Source organism: Chromobacterium sp. Beijing, assembly GCF_021496765.1.
Taxonomy (GTDB): Bacteria; Pseudomonadota; Gammaproteobacteria; order Burkholderiales; family Chromobacteriaceae; genus Chromobacterium.
Genome location: NZ_CP053750.1, coordinates 221,119 through 242,339, shown reverse-complemented (window position 1 = coordinate 242,339; position 21,221 = coordinate 221,119). Strand labels below are relative to the sequence as shown.

The window sequence follows — 21,221 nt, the reverse complement described above, 5'->3', positions numbered from 1 at the left end:
GATGATACCGTGCCGGCGGGACAAACCCTAAGCCAAATGGGGTTTTGTCCGGATTCTACCGACAAAAAGGGGGCAAAAACCACCGGTTTTCGGTTAATATCCTTGATTGGGCTCGCCTGGCGAGTCCGGCTACGCCGCCCGCCAACGGGCGGCCTAACTTTTTGCGGCGGCGCGTTCATTCCGCCATTGCCGCGCATCACCCTGTTGTTGGAGACCCGATAAATGAACCATGCCCCCCTGATTCAGGATCTGCAGGCCCGCGGCCTGATTGCGCAAACCACGGACGCCGTTGCGCTGGAAGAACTTCTGAGCAAGGAGCAGGTAACCCTTTATTGCGGCTTCGATCCCACCGCCGACAGCCTGCACCTGGGCCACCTGGTGCCGGTGCTGATGCTGCGTCGCTTCCAGCAGGCCGGCCATCGCCCGGTGGCGCTGGTGGGCGGCGCCACCGGCATGATAGGCGATCCCAGCTTCAAGGCCGCCGAGCGCAAGCTGAACACCCCGGACGTGATCCAGAGCTGGGTGGAGAAGATCCGCGGCCAAGTCGAACCCTTCCTCAGCTTCGAAGGCGACAACGCCGCGCTGATGGCCAATAACTACGACTGGTTCGGCCAAATGAACACGCTGGATTTCCTGCGCGACATCGGCAAGCATTTCTCGGTCAACGCGATGATCAAGAAGGAATCGGTGCAGCAGCGCCTCAACCGCGAAGACCAGGGCATTTCCTTCACCGAGTTCTCCTACAGCCTGTTGCAAGGCTATGACTTCTCCGAGCTGAACCGTCGCTTCGGCTGCAAGCTGCAGATCGGCGGCTCCGACCAGTGGGGCAACATCACCGCCGGCATCGACCTCACCCGCCGCCTGCAACAGCAACAGGTCTTCGGCTTGACCGTGCCCCTGGTGACCAAGTCCGACGGCACCAAGTTCGGCAAGACCGAATCCGGCGCCATCTGGCTGGACGCCAAGAAGACCTCGCCTTACGCCTTCTATCAGTTCTGGCTGGGCACCGCCGACGCCGACGTGTACAAATTCCTGCGCTACTTCACCTTCCTGTCGCTGGAAGAAATCGCTGCGCTCGAGGCCGCCGACCAGGCGCGCGACGGCAAGCCGGAAGCCCAGCGCATCCTGGGCGAGCAGATGACAACCATGGTGCACGGCGCGGCCGCCCTGGAGGCGGCGCAGCGCATCACCCAAAGCCTGTTCAACAACGATCTGAGCAGCCTCACCGCCGACGACTTCGCCCAACTGGCGCAAGACGGCCTGCCCAGCATCCAGCTGGAACGCGACGCCGACAGCCTGATCGACGCGCTGGCCGCCGGCGGCCTGGCCAAATCCAAGAGCGAGGCGCGCACCTTCATCCAGAGCGGCGCGGTCAGCGTCAACGGCGACAAGGCCGACAGCCTGGAGCAGCGCTTCGGCGACGCCGAACGCCTGTTTGGCCGCTACACCCTACTCAAGCGCGGCAAGAAGAATTACGCGCTGGTGGAATGGCGCTGAGCGCAACGCGCGCATAAGACCAAGCGGCCGTCACGGCCGCTTTTTTATCGCCCTCGCCTCACTTTCCCACTTCAAAAGCCTCCCCGATCGCGAAAAAAGCGCCGCCGGCGATATAGTGCAAGCTGCGCTTGGCCTCGTCGTCGAAACGCCAATGACCGTCGGCAAACACCTCCGCGTCGGCCTCCGCCGCCACCACTTCCCCGATGAAAAGATCATAGCGCTGCTGGTTCAGCGGCTCGCTGATCACCTTGCACTCCAGATAGGCGATGCAGCCGTCCACGCGCGGCGCGGCCACCTCTTGTGCCGGGATCCGGCTCAGGCCGCTATGCGCGAACTTGTCCACCTGCCTGCCGTCGGCGCCGCCGGCCCGCAACACCCCGGCGGCCTGGGCGCGGCAAGGCAGATTAAGCACAAACTCGCCCGAAGCCTCGATCAACTCCCGGGTATGGGTCGCCTTGTCGATGACCACCGCCACCTTGGGCGGATCGAAATCCAGCGGCATCGCCCAGGCCGCCGCCATCACATTGCTGCGCTCCCCGGCCGCGCTGGACACCAGCACCGTGGGGCCATGATTCAATAAACGATAGGATTTCGCCAGATCGACTGCGAGCAAACGGGACATAAGCAAACTCGAGAAAGCATGAAGCGGCTATTCTAGCCGGAGACTCGGAGGCCCCGCCGGCGCGAATAAAAAAAAGCCCGGCGCTCGCCGGGCGTACAGATTGCTAATTTCAACAAAGGAGAAGTCATCGAGATGACTATCCAGATATAGGACGCTTTATATTGCGTTGCAAGAAACCCGCAAAGCCTTATCAAAACAGGAACATCGGCCCGCTGCCTAACGGATTGCCCTTCCCTTCCAGGCCGATATACACCTTGCGGCCGTAAAAGAAGGGCAAGCCCCAGTCAAAGTAGCTGCTAAGAAAGCCGCTGGCCGGCCCGCCCACCGCAGGCAGAGCGGAGTAACCTTGCGACAACAGTGTTCCAGCATTGCCCAGATTGAAGCCCACCGCGCTGCTGTTGCCGCCACCGCTCAAGGTGGCGTTGAGATTCACGGTGCCGCCGGGGCAGAACCAGGTGCTGCTGCCCACCACGCAGGTGGCGATCGTGGCATCGGCGAAAAAAAGCCCATTGGAACCGCTATCCAGAAAGCTGCTGTAGTTGAGCGATTTATAGCTGGTCGTGATCGCATCCACGCCATTGCCGTCCAGCGTAGTGGGAAAAGCCTTGGCCGAACCCAAAGCGTTGTTGCTCTGCGTGCCCACACCGAAGTACAGCGTTCCGGCGGCGCTGGGCGCGCCGCTGATCGCCACCGCCGGCAATTGCAGCATCACCCCGTTATTGTCGCCGGCGAAGGCCGCCACGGGATTGGACACTTGCAAGGCCGCGGCCGCCGGCGCCTGCTGGCAGGTCAAGGCGGTGGGGCAGGTGTAGTAAAAGCCGTTATTGCTAAAGTTGACGCAGTTGCTGCCGCAATCCTGCTGCCGCAGGCCGACGCCCAGAATGCCGTTGGCCCCCAGGACCGACACGCTGCCCAAATTACTCCCCGTCCCGCTGCACGCGCCCGGGATGAAGCCGTAGGCCGGGTCGCTGATGATCTGGATGGGCAGGGAGGACGCCGTCTTGCCCGCCATTTTGACATCTGCGTAGCGGACGCTGCCCCAGGTGAAGCCGCTGGCGAACTGCATGCACTCCGCCAGTTGCCGGCTATTCGACGTCACGCCGGGCAGGCTGCCCAGCGTCGATCCGCTCACGGCGCTGGCCAACAGGCGCAAACCGCTGGAGCCGGTATCCACCAGCACCCGGCTGATCGTCTGGCATTGGCTGCCGCCCGGCGCGCACACCGTCACCGACACATAGGGCATATTGATCTGATAAACATTGGCCACCGGCCCGCTGTCTACCGTCAGCGTCACCGAATTGGCCGTCGATCCACCATTGTCCGGCGGCGCGACGCTGCCGACCCCGCCGCCCCCTCCTCCGCACGCCGTCAACAACAAGGCGCAGCTCAACACCAGCCCAAAGATAGCCTGTTTCATCTCGTCCCCGCCCTGATTATTTGAGTTGATCGATGTCGAGGCCCGCCGGCACCAGCGCGGGCACGTAGGCCAGGCCGAAGAAAGCGCGCGCGCGCCCGGCGGAGATCACCGTCAGCCCAGGCCCTCGGCCTTCCAAGCGATTCAGGCCGGCCTGATTGGACTGCTGCGAGGAAACATAACTGGGAAAGTAATCGCCAAGCAGCTGCCTCATATCCGGCAGCGACGCGCCCTGCCACGCCACCGCGAACACAACGCCGTCCGTCTGCCGGACGAATTCGCGGATGAGGCGGCCGGCCTCGTCCCGGCTCTGCGCCACGGAATAGACCGCGGGCGGCGCGGCCTTCAAAGCCAGCGCTTGCGGAGCAGCGGCCGCGCGGCCCGCCGGCAAGGGCTGCCCCAAGGTGGCCAAGGCAGGACTGGAGAACAGGCTGAAGCTGAGGCAGAGCAGCAAGGCGCGCCTCGTCAGAAAAGACGTCTGCATGAATACCCCCGTCGAATGGAAACGACCGCCGCCCCGGATGCTTTGCCCGGGACTTCTGAATATGCGCGGCGTCGACGCCGCCATCAAAATATAGCACCTCAGCATGAAACGGCTGCCCGATCGAACGGAAGGGAAGAAACGTAGGCCATAAAAAAAGGGGGCGAAAGCCCCCAGCGTCCTCAAAATTCGACCAGCTGCCCGCCAGTCAAATCCTGGATTTCTCCATCAATACGCCAGCGAATCGTCATGCCGGGTCGTCACCAGCTTGCCCGCGCCCAAGGACAGCATCAGCAGGGCGACGCGTTCATGGACGATCACGGTATGGGTATTGCCGGAAAACTGCATGTAACGCCGCAAGTCCTCGCGCACTTTGCGCGAGCCGGTCACATCGATGATGATGTCAATGCTGCTGCCCTGCTCGGCCAGCTCGATGAAATTATCGGTGACGGAAATGCCGCGCTGCTGGGCCAGCAAAATGCCCGGCGAATCCAGATTCAAGTCCGCCACCCCCACCATCCCGACGAAGGGCGCGTCCAACAGCTGCCGCAACAGCGGCGTTCCGGTTTCACCCGCGCCTATCATGCCTACTTTGATCTGTTCCATGCGGCCACCTGAATATGACTATCAAATAAACACCGCACTGTAACAGCTTTAGCCCGGGTCGCTATTTGAGCCAAATCAAGCGGAGCTGCGGGAAGGCCTCACAATGCAGCAGGCCCGGACATCGCCGGGCCTGCGAGCGTAAAGCCTAGAAGGGGTTCAATGCAGATTTTGCTGCGACAAAAAGCGTAGATAGCCAACGCCCTCCAACCAAAAACCGCCATCGGCCAACGGCGTCGCCTCCTCCAGATCCGCCACGGTCAACACCAACTCCTGACCATCCAGATTGGCCTCCAGCACCACATCGTCGTCATCGGAAAACTCTTCGGAAGCCGTATGGAAATCCGGCTTCACGAACTGATTGTTAACCTGAATATAGTCGGACTCATTCAGCAGACGCAGGATGTTCATGGCGACCTCCTAATGATGCGGTGAGAGACAAGGTCCAACAAGACAGCAAAGGCGGCGCCGGTTCCAAGCGTCGCGAGCGCTCCCCGCAACGACTCAACGCCTACAACCAGCCTCGCTCGGCAAAGGATTCCGCCCGCGCGCCGGTCACGACGAAGTGATCCAGCAACCTTATATCGACCAACTGCAGCGCAGCTTTTAATGTATTGGTTAGAGAATGATCGGCGGCGGATGGTTCGCACACGCCGGATGGATGGTTATGGGCAATGATCACCCCCGCCGCGTTGTTGGCCAGGGCCCGCCGCACCAGTTCGCGCGGATAGACCCGGGTTTCGGTCAGGGTGCCTCGAAACAACTCTTCTACCGCTATCACTCGATTCTGCACGGTCAAAAACACGGCGACGAACACTTCCACGTCCTTGCCCGCAATCGCCAGTCTCAGAAAATCGCGCACCTGCCCCGGATCGCGCAAAGCGTCCGTCAGACTCATATTCTCCGCCAAGGCCCGCTGCGCCAACTCCTTGCAGGCCATCAGCTGCGCGTATTTGGCGGCGCCCAGGCCCCTGCGCGCCCGGAACTCTTCAAAACTGGCGTTGAGCAAGCCGGACAACGAACCGAAGTCCAGCATCAACTGCCTAGCCATCTCCACCGCGCTCAAGCCTTGCATGCCGGTGCGCAGAAAGATGGCGAGCAATTCGGAGTCAGACAACGCCGCCGCTCCCTGGGCCAACAGCTTTTCACGGGGACGCTCGGCCTCCGGCCAATGGGCGATAGACATCTGCACGCTCCTCCTCTGGCTATAGCACTGTTTTCAAGGTCAGACCAAACGCGATGAGGCATGGCTCACCATATCATCGAAGCAATATGCCCGCCAGCGCGCCCAGTCCGTGGAAATCCGCTAAAATTGGACATTTACCGCCTGTTGCGACAAGTCCATGACAAGCAAGAAAATTCTGCTAGGCATTACCGGCGGCGTCGCCGCCTACAAGGCGGCGGAGTTGACCCGCCTTCTCGTCAAAGCCGGCCACAGCGTGGAAGTGGTGATGACGGAAGCGGCCACGCGCTTCGTGACTCCCGCCACCTTCCAGGCCTTGTCCGGCCATGCGGTGTACACCGATCTGTGGGACGAGCGCCCCAGCAACGCAATGGCCCATATCGACCTGTCGCGCCGCGCCGATGTTTTCCTGATCGCGCCGGCCACCGCCAACACGCTGTTCAAGCTGGCCCACGGCGCCTGCGACGATCTGCTGTCCACGCTGGCCGCCGCCCGCGCCTGTCCGCTGATCGTGGCGCCGGCGATGAACCGGCAGATGTGGGACAATCCGCCCAACCAGCGCAATGTGGCGCAGCTGCGCGCCGACGGCGTCGCCGTCTTCGGGCCGGCCAACGGCGCCCAAGCCTGCGGCGAAACCGGCGAGGGCCGCATGCTGGAGCCGGAGGAGATCGCAGAGCTGCTGGAAGGGTTTTTCCGGGCCAAGGTGCTGGCCGGCAAGAAGGTGCTACTCACCGCCGGCCCCAGTTACGAGGCCATAGACGCCGTGCGCGGCATCACCAATATCAGCTCGGGCAAGATGGGCTACGCGCTGGCGCGCGCCTGCCGCGACGCCGGCGCCGAAGTCACGCTGATCTCCGGCCCCACCGGCATGGAGGCCCCGCTGGGCATGCGCCGCATCGACGCGGCCAGCGCCCGGCAAATGCACGACGCGGTGATGACCGAGGTGGGACGCAGCGATATTTTCATTTCCGTCGCGGCGGTGGCCGATTACCGGGTCAAGAACCCGTCCGTCCACAAGATCAAGAAAGGCGCGGCGCCGCCCAGCCTGGAACTGGAGGAAAACCCGGACATTCTCGCCGCCGTCGCCTCCTTGCCCGCCGCTCCGTTCTGCGTCGGCTTCGCGGCGGAAAGTCAGAACCTGCTGGAGTTCGCCGAAGCCAAACGCCTGCGCAAAAAGCTGCCGCTGCTGGTGGCCAACCTGGCGCAGCAAGCCATGGGCGCCGACGACAATCAGGTGGTGCTGCTGGACCAGAACGGCCCCCACCCCTTGCCCGGCATGCCCAAGCCGGACGTGGCCAAGGCCATTGTCGAACATCTGGCCCAGCTGTTGCCGCACAAGCAATAAGCCATCAACACCGCGGCTGCCCCGCGCAGCCGACAAGAAAGGACTCTCATGAAAAAACCCGTCATCGACGTCAAGATCTTGGATCCGCGTCTGAAGCAGAATCTGCCCAACTATGCGACGCCGGGCTCCGCCGGGCTCGACCTGCGCGCCGCCATCGAGCAGGACATCACCATCGCTCCGGGCGAAACCCAGTTGATCCCCACCGGCATGGCCATCCATATCGCCAACCCCAACCTGGCCGCCATGCTGCTGCCGCGCTCCGGCCTGGGTCACAAGCACGGCATCGTGCTGGGCAATCTGGTGGGCCTGATCGACTCCGACTACCAGGGGCAGTTGTTCGTATCGGTCTGGAACCGCGGACACGAGCCGTTCCGGCTGACGCCGCTGGAACGCATCGCGCAGATGATCATCGTGCCCATCGTCCAGGTGGGCTTCAATATCGTCGACGACTTCGACAGCTCGGAACGCGGCGACGGCGGCTTCGGCAGCACCGGACGCAACTGAGGCCGGCCGCCGCGCGATTGCCTATACTCACACCGTAGCGCAGCCGTCCACGCACGGCCGGCTTGCGCCGCGCACGCGACCACCGCCCTCAATCGCCGGCAAAGGATGTCCAGGCATGACGCAAGCCCCTCAAGAGGACGACAGCAAGCGGATTCTCGACAATCTGGTCGAACTCACCTCCCAGCGCGAACAGGACATGCTGGAAAGCAGCCTGGCCTCCACCTTGGTCGAGGTGATGCGGGTGGACAAGGTGGAGTTGTTCGCCTGTCGCTGGGTCAACGGCGTGCCCTACACCCGCCGGCGCCTGAGCGCCTCCTCCGTGGACGGCAAGACCCAGATTACGGAAACCGCCAACGACAGTTGGCTGCCGCCGCCCATCTTCCTTTACGACCTGCTCAACTCGCTGGACAGAGACGAGGGCATTTTCCGCATTCCCCACGGCCTATGCCTGCCCTTGCGTTGCATGGGCAGCATCGTGTCCCTGCTGGTCATCCACGTGACGGCGGAGCAAAAGGTCAACAAGGCCATGCTGAAAGCCATGGCCAGGATTCACGAAAACTTCCTGCGCCTGCTGTTCGAGGCGGACCGCGACATGCTCACCGCGCTGAACAATCGCCGTAAATTCGATTTGCGCCTGTTCAACCTGATGGCGGCGCAATTGCAATCCCCCGGCGAAAACCACGCCTGCACCTTGGCGCTGCTGGACGTCGACCATTTCAAGCAAGTCAACGACCAGTTCGGCCACATGGTGGGCGACGAGGTGCTGCTCTTGCTGGCCCAGCTGATGCAACAGTCGTTTCGCGAAGACGACAGCTTGTTCCGCTACGGCGGCGAGGAGTTCGCCATCATCTTCCAGGGCTTGCCTCCAAACGAAGCCGCGGTGGCGCTGGAGCGCTTCCGCCAGCGCGTCGAGCAATACTCGTTTCCCCAGGTGGGCCGCCTGACCGTCAGCCTGGGCTTCACCCGCATCCTGCCGCAGCTCTTGCCGGGCCAGCTGGTGGAACAGGCGGACCGGGCGCTGTATTACGCCAAAACGCATGGCCGCAACCTGGTATGCGGTTACGAAGAGCTGGTCGCCGGCGGCCAACTCGACAATGCGCAACGCTTTGGCGAGATCGATCTGTTCTAAGCGCCCGTTCAAAGCAGGCAAGCGGAACCCGCTCAAACCGTCCAAGCCTTTCGAAGTCGGTTTCAGCGCCCTTCGTCCTCCATCCTGCCGACGCGCGGCCCATCGTAAACAGATTCCAAATTTGCCCTGCCCCGCGTCCCAAGCAGGCCCTCCGGACGCAAAAAAAACCGGCTCCTAAGAGCCGGTTTTCAATTGACGCGATCCCTAGCGGGCGATCAGGCCAGCAGGTGGTTGCTCAGTTCGCGCATGCCGGCCGACAGCATGGCCAGATCCAACACGCTGAACGACTGCAGCTCGGCGAACATCTGCGCGCACACCTCCACTTCGTGATGGCGCTTCTCCATCCACTGCTGCGCAAACGCTTCCGCGCTGGCGGCGTCCTGCAAGGCCTGCCCCGCCAGATTGCGATGCACGCGGTATAGGTCGTCGCGCAGCGCGGAGCGCGCCAGCGACTGCCAGCGGTTGTCGCGCGGCAGGCTGGTGATCGCGTCGCGCAGCCAATCCAGCTGCATCGCGTGGCCCAACTGGTAGTAGTTCTTGGCCAGCTGCTCCAGCGGCAATGTGCTGCCTTCGCTGATTTCGATGATGTCCATCAACGGCACGGCGAACTCCAGACGCGCCAGCACCTGCGCCAGCGGCTGCGGCATGCCCGGCTGGCTCAGGCGCGCTTCCAGCGCCTCCACTGCCGGGTAGCTGCCGGAAGCGATCAGCTGAGGCAGTTGCGCCAACAGCGCTTTCACCTTGGCGGCATACTGCTCGATCACGGCGTTCACCGAGGAGAACGGACGCTTGTTGCGCAGCACCCAACGCGTCACACGCTCCACCAGCGTGCGCACCAGCACCATCATTTCCACCTGATGATCCGCCGACACCTTGTTGTCCAGCGCTTCGATCTCGCTCCACAGGCGCTCGGCGTCGAACACGCGGCTGGCAATCCACCAGGCGCGGGCGATGTCGCCGGCGGAGAACGGAGACTCTTCCTGCATGCGGAACACGAAGGTGGTGCCCATGCGGTTGATGATCTGGTTGGCCAACTGGTTGGCGATGATCTCCCGCTTCAGCTGATGCTGCTGCATCTGCGCGCCAAAGCGCTGCTGCAGCGGTTTCGGGAAGTAATGGGTCAGGATGGACAGGAAGTCCGCGTCGTCCGGCACATCGGTCGCCAGAATCGCCTGATCCAGCGAAATCTTGCTGTAGGACAGCAGCACCGCGATTTCCGGCACGGTCAGACCCTGACGCGCCAGGCGGCGCTCATTGATCTGGGTTTCGGACGGCAGGTACTCGATTTCGCGGTTCAGTTCGCCGGTTTTCTCCATGTGCGCGATCATGCGCGCATGGGTGGTCAGCATCGCGGCGGCCTCCTGGCGTTTGATCGCCAGGATCTGGGTCTGCTGGATATTGTTGCGCAACACCAGCTGCGCCACCTCGTCGGTCATTTCCGCCAGCAGTTGATTGCGCTGCTTCAAGGTCATGTCACCGGCCTGCATTACACCGCCCAGCAGAATCTTGATGTTGACCTCGTGGTCGGAGCAGTCCACGCCGGCGGAGTTGTCGATGGCGTCGGTGGCAATGCGGCCGCCGTTCAGCGCGAACTCGACGCGCCCCAGCTGAGTGCACGTCAGGTTGCCGCCTTCGGCCACCACCCGGGCTTGCAAATCGCGGCCGTCGACGCGCACCGGATCGTTGGCGCGGTCGCGCGCGTCGGCGTGGCTTTGGCTGGACGCCTTGACGTAGGTGCCGATGCCGCCGTTGTACAGCAGGTCGATCTTGGCCTTGAGGATCTCGTGGATCAGCTCGTTCGGCGCCATGCTGTCCTTGTCGGTTTCCAACCAGGCCTTCACTTCCGGCGACAGCGGGATGGACTTGGCCGAGCGTTCGAAGATGCCGCCGCCCTTGGAGATCAGCTCGCGCTTGTAATCGGTCCAGCTGGAACGCGGCAGTTTGAACAGACGCGCGCGCTCGGCGTAACTCTTGGCCGCGTCCGGCGTCGGATCCAGGAAGATGTGCAGGTGATTGAACGCCGCTTTCAGGCAGATGTGCTCGGACAGCAGCATGCCGTTGCCGAACACGTCGCCGGCCATATCGCCGATGCCGATCACGCTGAAATCCTGCTCCTGGGTGTTGACGCCCAGGTGGCGGAAATGGCGCTTGACCGATTCCCAAGCGCCGCGGGCGGTAATGCCCATGCCCTTGTGGTCGTAACCCGCGGAACCGCCGGAGGCGAAGGCGTCGCCCAGCCAGAAGCTGTAATCGGCGGAAATGCCGTTGGCGATGTCGGAGAAAGTGGCCGTGCCCTTGTCGGCCGCCACCACCAGGTACGGATCGTCCGGATCCAGGCGGCGCACATCCGCCGGCGGCACGATCTGACCGTTCACCAGATTGTCGGTGACGTCCAGCAGCGCGGAGATGAAGATCTTGTAGCAGGCGACGCCTTCCGCCAGGAACGCCTCGCGGTCGCTAGGCGCCGGCAGTTGCTTGCCGACGAAGCCGCCTTTGGAGCCCATGGGCACGATCACCGAGTTCTTCACCATCTGCGCCTTCACCAGGCCCAGCACTTCGGTGCGGAAATCTTCCATGCGATCGGACCAGCGCAAGCCGCCGCGCGCCACTTTAGAGCCGCGCAGATGCACGCCCTCCACACGCGGGCTGTATACCCAGATTTCGAACATCGGGCGCGGCTGCGGCAGGAAGGGAACCAGATTGGATTCCAGCTTGAACGAGATATAGGACTTGAACTCGCCGTCGGCGCCCTTCTGCCAGAAGTTGGTGCGGCGGGTGGCCAGGATCACCGACAGGAAACCGTTCAGAATGCGGTCTTCGTCCAGATTGGCCACGCCGTCCAGCTGCTCGCGCAGCTTGGCCAGCAAGGCGTCGGCGCGCGCGTCGTCGGCATGCGCCGGGTCCAGACGCACGGCGAACAGTTCAACCAGCAAGCGGGTGATGGCCGGGTAATTGGCCACGCACTGCTCGATGTAAGCCTGGCTGAAGGTCAGGCCGCCCTGGCGCAGGTACTTGGCCAAGGCGCGCACCAGCGAAATTTCACGCCAGTCCAACCCGGCCACCAGCGCCAGGCGGTTGAAGCCGTCGTTCTCGCAACGTTTGGCGAACACCTGGGTCAGCAGCTCCTGGAAGTCCTGCTGCACTTCTTCGCTGGCGATCTGCTCTTCCGCGGAGCCCACGTCCAGGCCGAAGTCACTGATCCACACCTGACGGCCGTCCGCGCGCTGCACGCAGTACGGATGCTCGTCGCGGACCTTGACGCCCATGTTTTCCAAAATCGGCAGGCTGGCGGACAGGCCCAACGCCTCGCCTTCGCGGAACAGCTTCAGATTGAAGGCCGATGCGCCGCGATGGAAGGGCCGGTACAACTTCATCGCCAGCGGGGATTCGGCGTTGACCGATTCGATATGCTGGATGTCCAGCACCGCGTTGCGCACCGCGAACTCTTCGCGGTAAGCCACCGGGAAAGCGCCCTTGTAACGGTTGAACAGCGCATTGCCCAGTTCTTCGCCGTGTGTTTCCACCAGCAGTTGATGCAGCTCTTCCACCCAGCCGCGCACCAGGCGGGCGATTTCGGCCTCAATGTCGGCCTCGTGGAATTCCGGCAATTTGGCGGCGTTGGTGCGGATGATGTAATGCACGCGTGCCAGCGAGCCGTCGCTGATCTGCACGCTGAACTCGGCGCTGGTGCCGTTGAAGGCGTTCATCAACACCTTCTCTATCTTCAGGCGCACTTCGGTGTTGAAGCTGTCGCGCGGCACGTAGACCAGGCAGCTGACGTAGCGGTGGTAGCGGTCTTTGCGCACGAACAGGCGCACGCGCGGGCGTTCCTGCAGGCTGACGATGCCCTCGGAGATCGGTCCCAACACCTCGGCCGGGATTTCGAACAGTTCGTCGCGCGGATAGGCCTCCAGCACAAAGCTCAAGGTCTTGGATTTATAGCTGTCGTCCACGTAGTCGCAGTTGCTGACCACGGTCGCCACTTTCTGGCGCAGGATGGGCACGTCCTTGGGGGAGTCCTGGTAGGCGCTGGCGGTGTACAGGCCCAGGAAGCGGCGCTCGCCTATCACTTCGCCCTTGTCGTTGAAACGCTTGATGCCGACAAAATCGATGTAGGCCGGGCGGTGAATGATGGAGCGGGTCTGCGATTTGTTCAGAATGATCAGTTGCGGCAGGTGAGCCAGTTCACGCAGCTCCTGCGGCAGCTGTTCGAAGCTGGCGGAGTATTCCTTGTCGCCCTGGTCCTTCAAGATGCCCAGACCGGAGGTTTTGACGATCTTCAGGCTGTCCTTGCCGTTGCGGCGCACCAGGTCGTAATCGCAATACCCCATGAACAGGAAGTTGCGCTTGGACATCCAGGCCAGGAAGTCCACCGCCTCCTTGGCTTCCGCCGCGCGTTTGCCCTTGACCAGAGACAGGTCCTTGCTGATGTCGGCCAACACTTCGCGCATCTTGGGCTCGTCGCTCACCACCAGGCGGATGTCTACGATCACGCGGTTCAAATCCGCTTCCAGCTGCTTCAACACCGCCGGATCGGTGACTCGGTCAATCTGCACGTGGATGAAGGACTCCAGCGGCAGGCTGCGGTCCTCGGTGCGCTTGACCGCCTGGATCGCACCGTTCTTGTCGCGGCCCACCGACAGTACCGGGTGCACCAGCAGGTGCAGGTTCAGGCTATGGCGCGACAGCAGCATGGTGATGGAGTCGATCAGGAACGGCATATCGTCGTTGACCACTTCAATCACGGTATGGGTGCTTTGCCAACCGTCGCGCTCGAAATCCGGGTTGTAAATGCGCGCCTTGTGCTGACCGGCCGCGCGCTTGGCGCCGAACGCGTAATGCGCCGACGCGGCGCCGAACAAATCCAGCGACGAAAACTGTCTAAGGTCGGCATGCTCGGCTTCCTCGAAGTAGATCGGGAAGAAGGGTTCGAGCTGGTGTTTCTCCTTTTCGGAAAGCTTGGTCTCTGCTACAGCCTGAATATCGGCGATCAGGCTCGCGAGTTCGGTCTTATTGGTAAGCGACATGTTGCTTCTCTTGTTGTGTGCACGGAGTGTGTCGAGGCATTGTAGATACCCCCTTCATGCCGGGATTTCCTTAATGCGACGTGGACGTACATTTTCATGGAAAAGCCTGTTCGCCCCCATCGAATGCCGCAGGGATAAATCGTGGCGAACGCCACTTTTAGCCTTATAGCAATGCGACGGCGGCTTACAAGTTTCTCTCCCAGCCCCACATTGTACACAAGTCCAAAAAATAAATATAAGTCATTGATTTTTCATGCATTTCACATGGAGCAAGAATATCGGTTAAAATACGAACACTTGCTCACACCGATTGCCAGACAATGGCCCCATCTTGCGCACGGCGGATAACCGTTGCAAGCTGCGGCCAACTACTGGCAAAAGTAGAAAAAACTACAATGGTTCCGGCTTGGGCGAGACACCGTGAGCAGCCTCGTTCCAAGCGCCGGGTTTACAAGCTTGGGTTTGCGTTCGTCGCAACGACGCGAACACCCGATAGAGAAGTAGAAATCCACGCCATGAAAAAAGTCCTGATCGCCTCCGCAGCGGCAGCTCTGCTGTCCGGTTTTTCCGTCCAAGCAGAGACTCTGCGTTTTGGGGTTGACCTCAATTACCCGCCGTTCTCCAAACAAGGCGCCGATGGCAAGCCGCAAGGCTTCGACATCGACATGGCCAATGCCCTTTGCGCCGCCATGAAAGTCAGCTGTCAAATCGTTCCGCAAGACTGGGACGGCCTGATTCCCGCCCTCAACGCCAACAAGTTCGACGCCATCCTGTCCTCGATGCAAATCACCGAGGAGCGCAAGAAAGCCGTCGACTTCAGCCGCAAGTACTACAACATCGCCAGCCGCATTGTCGCCAAATCCGGCACCGCCGTTGACCAGAACAGCTTCAAGGGCAAGAAGATCGGCGTGCTGCGCGCCTCCACTCAGGAAAAGTTCGCCAAGGACTACTGGGGCAAATCCGGCGCCACCATCGTGCCGTACGCCAAGTCGCCCGAGTCCTTCCTGGACCTGAAGTCCGGCCGTGTTGACGCCGTCTTCGTCGATGGCGCCGTCGGCGATCAAGAGTTCCTGAAAACCGCCAACGGCAAGGGCTACGCCTTTGTCGGCCCGAACTACGCCGACGTCAAATACTTCGGCCTGGGCGCGGGCATCGCCGTCAAGAAAGGCAATAAGGCGCTGGCCGAACGCCTGAACAAGGCGATTGATCAGGTGCGCAAGGACGGCAGCTACAAGAAAGTCCAAGACAAGTACTTCAGCTTCGACGTCTACGGCGGCTAAACCCCTCGTAATCGCATCCGTCCCGGCCAAGCGCCCCAGGCGCTGGGCGGCTTGCTGCCGCCCGCACCGCGCGCCTCGCCGGGACTTTTTTGTTCGGCCGTTCCCCCAGCGGCCGAGCAAGGACCGGCCTTGCGCGCAAGGCTGATGAATGAGGCAGTAACACCATGTTTTTGCAAGGTTACCTTCCCAGCATATTGCAAGGAGCAGTGCTCACATTGCAGCTGGCCGGCTCAGCACTGCTCGTATCCATCGTGCTGGGCCTGATTGGCGCGCTGTTCAAATCCGCTCACTCCAAACCGCTGGTCTGGCTGGCGGAACTCTATTCCACCGTGGTCCGAGGCGTACCCGATTTGGTCTGGATGTTTCTGCTGTTCTTCGGCGTCCAGATGATGATCAACGACCTCTGCGGCCGCATGGGCTGGGAAAGTCCCAATATCGATCCCTTCGTCGCCGGCGTGCTGACCCTGGGCTTCATCTTCGGCGCTTATATGACGGAAACCTTCCGCGGCGCGATGATGGCGGTGCCCAAAGGACAGATGGAGGCCGGCATGGCCTACGGCATGACGCCGCTGCGCGTGTTCTTCCGCATCACCGTTCCGCAGATGATTCGCTTCGCCCTGCCCAGTTTCTCCAATAACTGGCTGGTGCTGGTCAAATCCACCGCCCTGGTTTCTGTCATCGGCCTGAACGACGTGATGTATCGCGCCGACGCGGCCAAATCCACCACCCAGGAACCCTTCACCGTCTATCTGATCGTGGGCCTGCTGTTCCTGGCGATCACCGGGGTGTCCAATCTGCTGTTGGGCAAACTGGAAAAACGCTATTCGCTGGGCGTCAAGGAGAGCGGACTGTGATCGACTTCCAACTGATTCTGGACAAACTGCCCGCCTTCTTCGGCGGCGGAGACGGCAACGCCGTCATGAGCAGCCGCGACGGCTTGGTGATGACGCTGGAACTGCTGTTCATCTCCCTTATTCTGGGCATGGCGATGGCCGTCCCGATGGCGCTGATGCAAGTCTCCAAAAACCGGCTGGCCTCCGGCGCGGTCCGCGTTTACGGCTATGTCTTCCGCGGCACGCCGCTCTTGGTCCAGCTGTTCATCATTTATTACGGTCTGGCCCAGTTTGGCTGGATCCGCGACAGCTGGGCCTGGCACTACCTGCAGGAAGCCTATTTCTGCGCCATCCTCGCCTTCACCCTGAACACGGCGGCCTACACCACCGAAATCATCGCCGGCCAGATCCGCAACACCCACTGGGGCGAGATCGAAGCCGCCCAGGCCATGGGCATGAGCAAATGGCTGATGATGCGCCGCATTGTGCTGCCCTCGGCGCTGCGCCGCGCTTTGCCCGCCTACAGCAATGAAGTCATCATGATGCTGCAAAGCACCGCCATCGCCGGCCTGGTCACTCTGGCGGACATTACCGGCGTGGCTCGCCGCATCTACGCGGACAGTTACATGGCTTTCGAGCCCTTCCTCACCGCAGGCGCCATTTACCTTGCGCTCACCTTCCTGCTGGTCTGGTTGATGAAGCAGGCGGAAAAACGCTGGCTGGCCTATTTGGCGCCACGCAAGCACTAATGCGGATAGCGATACAGGAACACCATCATGCACACCCCCACCGATAAGAATCTGAAGCTGCAAGTCAGCGATCTGCATAAGAGCTACGGCTCGCACGAAGTGCTGAAGGGCGTGTCGCTGACCGCTCACGCCGGCGACGTCATCAGCATTATCGGCTCCTCCGGCTCAGGCAAAAGCACCTTTCTGCGCTGCATCAACATGCTGGAGCAGCCCAATAGCGGCCGCATTCTCGCCGCCGGCGAAGAACTCAAGCTGGTATCCGATCGCAAGACCGGCGCGCTCAAGGCCGCCGACGCCAATCAGCTGGCGCGCATCCGAACCAAGCTGGCCATGGTGTTCCAGCACTTCAATCTATGGGCGCACATGACGGTGCTGGAAAACATCGTCGAAGCGCCCATTCACGTGCTGGGGCTCAGCCGGGACGAAGCCTGCGCCCGCGCCCGCAAATACCTGGACAAGGTCGGCCTGCGCGGCGTCGAAGACAAGTATCCGGCCCATATGTCCGGCGGCCAGCAGCAGCGGGTCGCCATCGCCCGCGCGCTGGCGATGGAACCGGAAGTGATGCTGTTCGACGAGCCCACCTCGGCGCTGGACCCGGAACTGGTCGGCGAAGTGCTGCGCGTGATGAAAGACTTGGCCGGCGAAGGCCGCACCATGGTGGTGGTCACCCACGAGATGGGCTTCGCCCGCGAAGTGTCCAATCACGTCATCTTCCTGCACCAGGGCCGGATAGAGGAGCAAGGTCACCCCAAGGAAGTGCTGATCCGCCCGCAAAGCGAGCGATTGGTACAATTCCTCTCCGGCAGCCTGAAATAAATCGTACAATAGGAAAATGTCGCACACCATGCCAGCCTCATGCCCGGCATGGTGTGTTTTTGTAATCTCCACCCTTCGCCGCGAAAACCAATGGGTCAGCATCCGTCCCACCCCGCCAAGCCTCTGCGCTACGGCTTCCTGCTCTTGCCCCATGCCTCGATGGCGGATTACGCCATCGCCTCCGAGGTTCTGCTGCACGCCAATTGGCTGGCGGAGAAAAAACTCTACGAAACCCTGCTGCTTTCCCTGGACGGACAAGCGGTGCCGCTTTCCAACGGCACGCGGCTGGCGGTGGATCTGCCGCTGGACGGCGCCCCCAAGCTGGATTGCCTGCTGATCCTGGCCGACGACATCAATCCCGACTTCAGCCTGGACGTCCTGAGCAAGGGGCTCACCGCCTGCGGCCCGGATAAAATCCAACTGGGCGGCATCGGCTGCGGCAGCTATTGGCTGGCCCGCACCGGACACTTCAACGGCCTGCGCGCAACGATACACTGGCGCGAGATCAGCCGTTTCACCGAAGAGTTTCCGGACATCATCACCTCGTCCAATCTATTTGAAATCGACGGCAAACGCCTCAGCTGCGCAGGCGGAGCGGCCACTTTCGATTTCATGCTGACCCAGGTTGGCAATCAGCACGGCCACGAATTTGTCGCTCAGCTGTCGGAACTGTTCAGCATGGAACGCATCCGTCCCGGCAATGAACGCCAACGCATCCCCCTGGCCACCCGCATCGGCGGCAGCCAGCCCAAGTTGACGGAAGCGGTCAGCCTGATGGAGGCCAATATCGAAGAGCCGCTGAGCACCGACGACATCGCCTACTATGTCGGCGTCTCCCGACGCCAGCTGGAACGGCTGTTCAAGCAATACCTGAGCACGGTGCCGTCCAAATACTATCTGGAGTTGCGCCTGAGCCGAGCGCGCCAGCTATTGCAGCAAACCAGCAAATCCATCGTCCAGATCGGCCTGGCCTGCGGCTTCTCCAGCGGCCCCCATTTCTCCAGCACCTACCGCAACCATTTCGGCATCACCCCGCGCGAAGAACGCTCGCATCGCACGCAAACCGCGTCGCCGGCTCCGGCCCCCAAGAGCTAGCACCGTCAAACACCGGCGCCGCAACCGTCAGGCGAAGGCACCGGAGCACGCTCCGGCTCGCCTTGGCGCGACAAAGGCAACTCGATCCGGAAGCAAGCCCCGCTGGCCGGGATGTTTTCCGCCGAGATCAGGCCACCGTACTGCTCCACAATCGTCTGGCAGATGGACAAGCCCAGCCCCATTCCGTTTGGCTTGGTTGAAAAGAATGGATGGAACAGCACCTCCAATGAACTCGGCGTAATGCCGCGACCGGTGTCTCGCACCTCCAGAATCGCTTTCTTGCCTTCTCGCCGGGTATGCACGATCACATGGCGCTTCATCATCGGCTCGTCGCGCAAAGCGTCCATCGCGTTTGACAGCAGATTCAGCACCACCTGCTCCAGCTGAATGCTGTCGGCCAACACCGCCACCGGGTAACCCGACAACAGCTGAACCACCTCGATGCCGCGCTCCTTCAGATCGTACTCGGCCAGGAACATGCAATTGCCCACCACCTGGTTCAAATCGATCAGCCGCGTCTCGATCGCGCGCTTGCTGACCAAGGCGCGCAAGCGCTTGATGATCTCCCCCGCCCGCTCAGCCTGCGCCACCGCCAAACGCAGCGCCGCGTTCACCTGGGCCGGCGCCTCCTCAACCCCCTCCAGCAACTGAATGCTAGCCTGGCAATAATTAGCGATCGCCGTCAGAGGCTGATTCAGCTCATGCGCGATGCCGGACGCCATTTCGCCCATCGTATGCAGCCGGGCCACATGGGACAATTTCTCCAAATGCTCTTTGACTTTGCTCTCGCTGGCCTCCAACGCCGCCACCGTGCGTTGCCGCAAAGGCCCCAGGTCGCGCAAGGCGCACACCACGCCGATCAGCCCCCTTCCCGCGAGAACAACGGCGATACCCCGCCCTCCACCGAACGAATCTGACCTCGCGCCGACGTCAGCTGCATCCTCTCCGCCAATACCACCGGCTGCGCGGTCCGGAAACACTCTCGGATCGGATCCTCCGCCAGCTCCGCGGCCAACTCGGCCTGCAAGTGGAACACCTCGTGGCAGACGCGGCCAACCACCTCCTCCGCCGCCATGCCCATCAACTCCAAGGCCATCGGGTTTGCCAGCTCGATCGCATGGTCCTGGCGCAGAATGATCACCCCGTCATGAATCGCGCTCAGCGTGACGGATGCCCGTTCGCTCTGCAGGAAGATCGCCTCGTCCGATTGCTGACGTTCATGCCGCAAAGCCATTCTTTGCAAGTGAACCAGGCCGGCGAACACGAAGAAAGCGAGCAACAAAGACTGCTGCCACAGCCAAGGCAACAACGCCAAGTCCGTCACTCTGACATCCCGAGCCACGCCCAGCACAAAAGGCTGGGCCACGCTGGACAGCGGAAGCCGAGCCTCCAGCCTACGCAACACCGGCCACCAATCACGCTCGGACGAAGTATGCAGGCGCTGAAACAAGGGCGCGCCCGGCGCAAGGACGCCGTCCTGGTACAGGGTCAAGTCCAATCCAGGCAACAAGCGCTCCAGAGCCGGCGCCTGCAATAGGCGATCGCAAAACACCACCAGGCCCACCACGCCAACCAATTTGCCCGGCGCCTTCTCCCTATCTTCGAACAAGGGCTGGAACAAGAAATAAGCGCGTCCACCGCCCTCGTGCAACTCGAACGCGCCGCTGGCCACTCGCTGCCCAGTCTCCAAGGCCCTGCTCAAGGCCGGCCGGAAATAAGCATCGCCCAAAATATCGTAGCCAAACATCGGACCGGCTTCCGGCCGATCCGGCTCCAGCATGGAAATCACCAATGACTGCGGACGCACGGCGGCCGGCCGCCATGCCCGATTGCCCGCCACGTCGAAATCGCGAATGTAAAAGGTCGCACCAAACTTGCCGCTCATCTGGCGCAAGAAGAGCGGCCTCTCCGCCAAGGGCACGCTTTGAAAAAAGATAAAGGAATGAAGCTGCGGATAATGGGGCAATAGCTCGCGCGCAAAGGTGGATAGCTCAGATGCCTCAAATGGCCGGCTTGCCGCCATCAGCGCATCCACGGAAGACAGCACCGACTCATTCTGGTCCAGCTTGCGCGCCACCATTGCATGCGCCCGTTGCGCCACTGATTCGAACTCGTCCCTCAAACGCTGCAGCTCCCCCATCCCCCACAGCACCGTCACCAACAAGGCGCAGAGAGCCCAGGCCAATACAAATAAATGCACACCATCCCGCCTGAAATTTCTCAAAATTCCCGCCTCGATTCCCGATCTTGATGCTGGAATTCTATTCATAACCAATAGGTTCTGCTGAGTAATTAGACGAAATTTCAGTAAAAATAAGTGAAAATACAGCCACAAAAAGAACAATGGCTTAATAATCAAGGAGAAAGCCAAAGAGGAGGAAAGACAGGGAGGAGAGTTCGATCGCGCCGTCTGGCGGTCAGCACAATGCATAAAGCCCAGCTCGATTGAGCTGGGCTTTGCAATGGGGCGTCTGGCGGTGTCCTACTTTCACATGGCGAATGCCACACTATCATCGGCGCTAAGGCGTTTCACGGTCCTGTTCGGGATGGGAAGGCGTGGGACCACCTCGCTATGGCCACCAGACATAAACTGGTACAAACTTGAAGAAGCCTAGGTCGATCCTGGATCAACCCACATATATT

General features: G+C 61.6%; 18 protein-coding genes and 1 rRNA gene. 9 read left to right on the top strand and 10 right to left on the bottom strand.

The window, feature by feature from the left end:
• The first annotated feature begins 222 nt into the window (after window positions 1-222).
• A complete protein-coding gene (gene tyrS / locus HQN78_RS01125) occupies window positions 223-1,497 on the top strand; it encodes a tyrosine--tRNA ligase (protein WP_107798599.1) in 1,275 nt (424 codons plus the stop codon).
• Between the two features lie 58 nt (window positions 1,498-1,555).
• Here the strand turns inward: tyrS and HQN78_RS01120 are convergent, their stop codons facing one another.
• From HQN78_RS01120 to radC, 6 genes are all read right to left on the bottom strand, one after another.
• A complete protein-coding gene (locus HQN78_RS01120; protein ID WP_235087391.1) occupies window positions 1,556-2,119 on the bottom strand; it encodes a flavin reductase family protein in 564 nt (187 codons plus the stop codon).
• Window positions 2,120-2,309: 190 nt separating this feature from the next.
• Window positions 2,310-3,536 (bottom strand): DUF3443 domain-containing protein, encoded by a 1,227-nt coding sequence (locus HQN78_RS01115; protein WP_107798597.1) that lies wholly within the window; start codon window positions 3,534-3,536, stop codon window positions 2,310-2,312.
• Window positions 3,537-3,552: 16 nt separating this feature from the next.
• Window positions 3,553-4,017 (bottom strand): DUF2844 domain-containing protein, encoded by a 465-nt coding sequence (locus HQN78_RS01110; protein ID WP_235087390.1) that lies wholly within the window; start codon window positions 4,015-4,017, stop codon window positions 3,553-3,555.
• Between the two features lie 225 nt (window positions 4,018-4,242).
• Window positions 4,243-4,620 (bottom strand): oxidoreductase, encoded by a 378-nt coding sequence (locus tag HQN78_RS01105; RefSeq protein ID WP_019101158.1) that lies wholly within the window; start codon window positions 4,618-4,620, stop codon window positions 4,243-4,245.
• A gap of 156 nt (window positions 4,621-4,776) precedes the next feature.
• On the bottom strand, window positions 4,777-5,028 hold the full coding sequence (locus HQN78_RS01100; RefSeq protein WP_019101157.1) for a hypothetical protein: 252 nt from the start codon (window positions 5,026-5,028) through the stop codon (window positions 4,777-4,779).
• A 100-nt stretch (window positions 5,029-5,128) separates the two neighbouring features.
• Window positions 5,129-5,803: a DNA repair protein RadC gene (gene radC / locus HQN78_RS01095; protein ID WP_107798595.1), complete on the bottom strand. Its 675-nt coding sequence runs from the start codon at window positions 5,801-5,803 to the stop codon at window positions 5,129-5,131.
• Between the two features lie 157 nt (window positions 5,804-5,960).
• Between radC and coaBC the strand changes: the two genes are divergently transcribed.
• From coaBC to HQN78_RS01080, 3 genes are all read left to right on the top strand, one after another.
• Window positions 5,961-7,145 carry a bifunctional phosphopantothenoylcysteine decarboxylase/phosphopantothenate--cysteine ligase CoaBC gene (coaBC, locus tag HQN78_RS01090; protein WP_227104345.1) on the top strand — a complete coding sequence of 395 codons (1,185 nt, stop codon included), beginning with the start codon at window positions 5,961-5,963 and terminating at the stop codon, window positions 7,143-7,145.
• Window positions 7,146-7,193: 48 nt separating this feature from the next.
• Complete coding sequence (dut, locus tag HQN78_RS01085) at window positions 7,194-7,649, top strand: dUTP diphosphatase (RefSeq protein ID WP_107798593.1); 456 nt, start codon at window positions 7,194-7,196, stop codon at window positions 7,647-7,649.
• A 115-nt stretch (window positions 7,650-7,764) separates the two neighbouring features.
• Window positions 7,765-8,778, top strand: a complete 1,014-nt coding sequence (locus HQN78_RS01080) for a GGDEF domain-containing protein (protein WP_227104347.1) — start codon at window positions 7,765-7,767, stop codon at window positions 8,776-8,778.
• Window positions 8,779-8,993: 215 nt separating this feature from the next.
• Here HQN78_RS01080 and HQN78_RS01075 read toward each other — a convergent pair whose 3' ends face one another.
• Window positions 8,994-13,805: an NAD-glutamate dehydrogenase gene (locus HQN78_RS01075; RefSeq protein WP_235087388.1), complete on the bottom strand. Its 4,812-nt coding sequence runs from the start codon at window positions 13,803-13,805 to the stop codon at window positions 8,994-8,996.
• Window positions 13,806-14,320: 515 nt separating this feature from the next.
• On the opposite strand from HQN78_RS01075, the gene HQN78_RS01070 reads away from it, so the two are divergent.
• From HQN78_RS01070 to HQN78_RS01050, 5 genes are all read left to right on the top strand, one after another.
• On the top strand, window positions 14,321-15,085 hold the full coding sequence (locus tag HQN78_RS01070; RefSeq protein ID WP_048407703.1) for an ABC transporter substrate-binding protein: 765 nt from the start codon (window positions 14,321-14,323) through the stop codon (window positions 15,083-15,085).
• A 164-nt stretch (window positions 15,086-15,249) separates the two neighbouring features.
• Window positions 15,250-15,939 (top strand): ABC transporter permease, encoded by a 690-nt coding sequence (locus HQN78_RS01065; RefSeq protein WP_107798590.1) that lies wholly within the window; start codon window positions 15,250-15,252, stop codon window positions 15,937-15,939.
• A complete protein-coding gene (locus HQN78_RS01060) occupies window positions 15,936-16,667 on the top strand; it encodes an ABC transporter permease (protein ID WP_107798589.1) in 732 nt (243 codons plus the stop codon). Before HQN78_RS01065 ends, HQN78_RS01060 begins: the two co-directional genes overlap by 4 nt.
• 27 nt (window positions 16,668-16,694) lie before the next feature.
• A complete protein-coding gene (locus HQN78_RS01055) occupies window positions 16,695-17,483 on the top strand; it encodes an ABC transporter ATP-binding protein (protein WP_107798588.1) in 789 nt (262 codons plus the stop codon).
• A gap of 90 nt (window positions 17,484-17,573) precedes the next feature.
• Window positions 17,574-18,578, top strand: coding sequence for a GlxA family transcriptional regulator (locus HQN78_RS01050; protein WP_107798587.1), 1,005 nt, complete (start codon window positions 17,574-17,576; stop codon window positions 18,576-18,578).
• A 5-nt stretch (window positions 18,579-18,583) separates the two neighbouring features.
• On the opposite strand, the gene HQN78_RS01045 is transcribed toward HQN78_RS01050, so the two are convergent.
• The 3 genes from HQN78_RS01045 to rrf all read right to left on the bottom strand — a co-directional run bounded on the left by HQN78_RS01045 (window position 18,584) and on the right by rrf (window position 21,162).
• Window positions 18,584-19,432 carry a sensor histidine kinase gene (locus HQN78_RS01045; protein ID WP_235087386.1) on the bottom strand — a complete coding sequence of 283 codons (849 nt, stop codon included), beginning with the start codon at window positions 19,430-19,432 and terminating at the stop codon, window positions 18,584-18,586.
• A 5-nt stretch (window positions 19,433-19,437) separates the two neighbouring features.
• The gene (locus tag HQN78_RS01040; protein WP_235087384.1) at window positions 19,438-20,937 is read right to left on the bottom strand and encodes a CHASE domain-containing protein; all 1,500 of its coding nucleotides are present in this window, start codon (window positions 20,935-20,937) and stop codon (window positions 19,438-19,440) included.
• Window positions 20,938-21,047: 110 nt separating this feature from the next.
• Window positions 21,048-21,162 (bottom strand): 5S ribosomal RNA (gene rrf, locus HQN78_RS01035).
• Window positions 21,163-21,221: the final 59 nt, after the last annotated feature.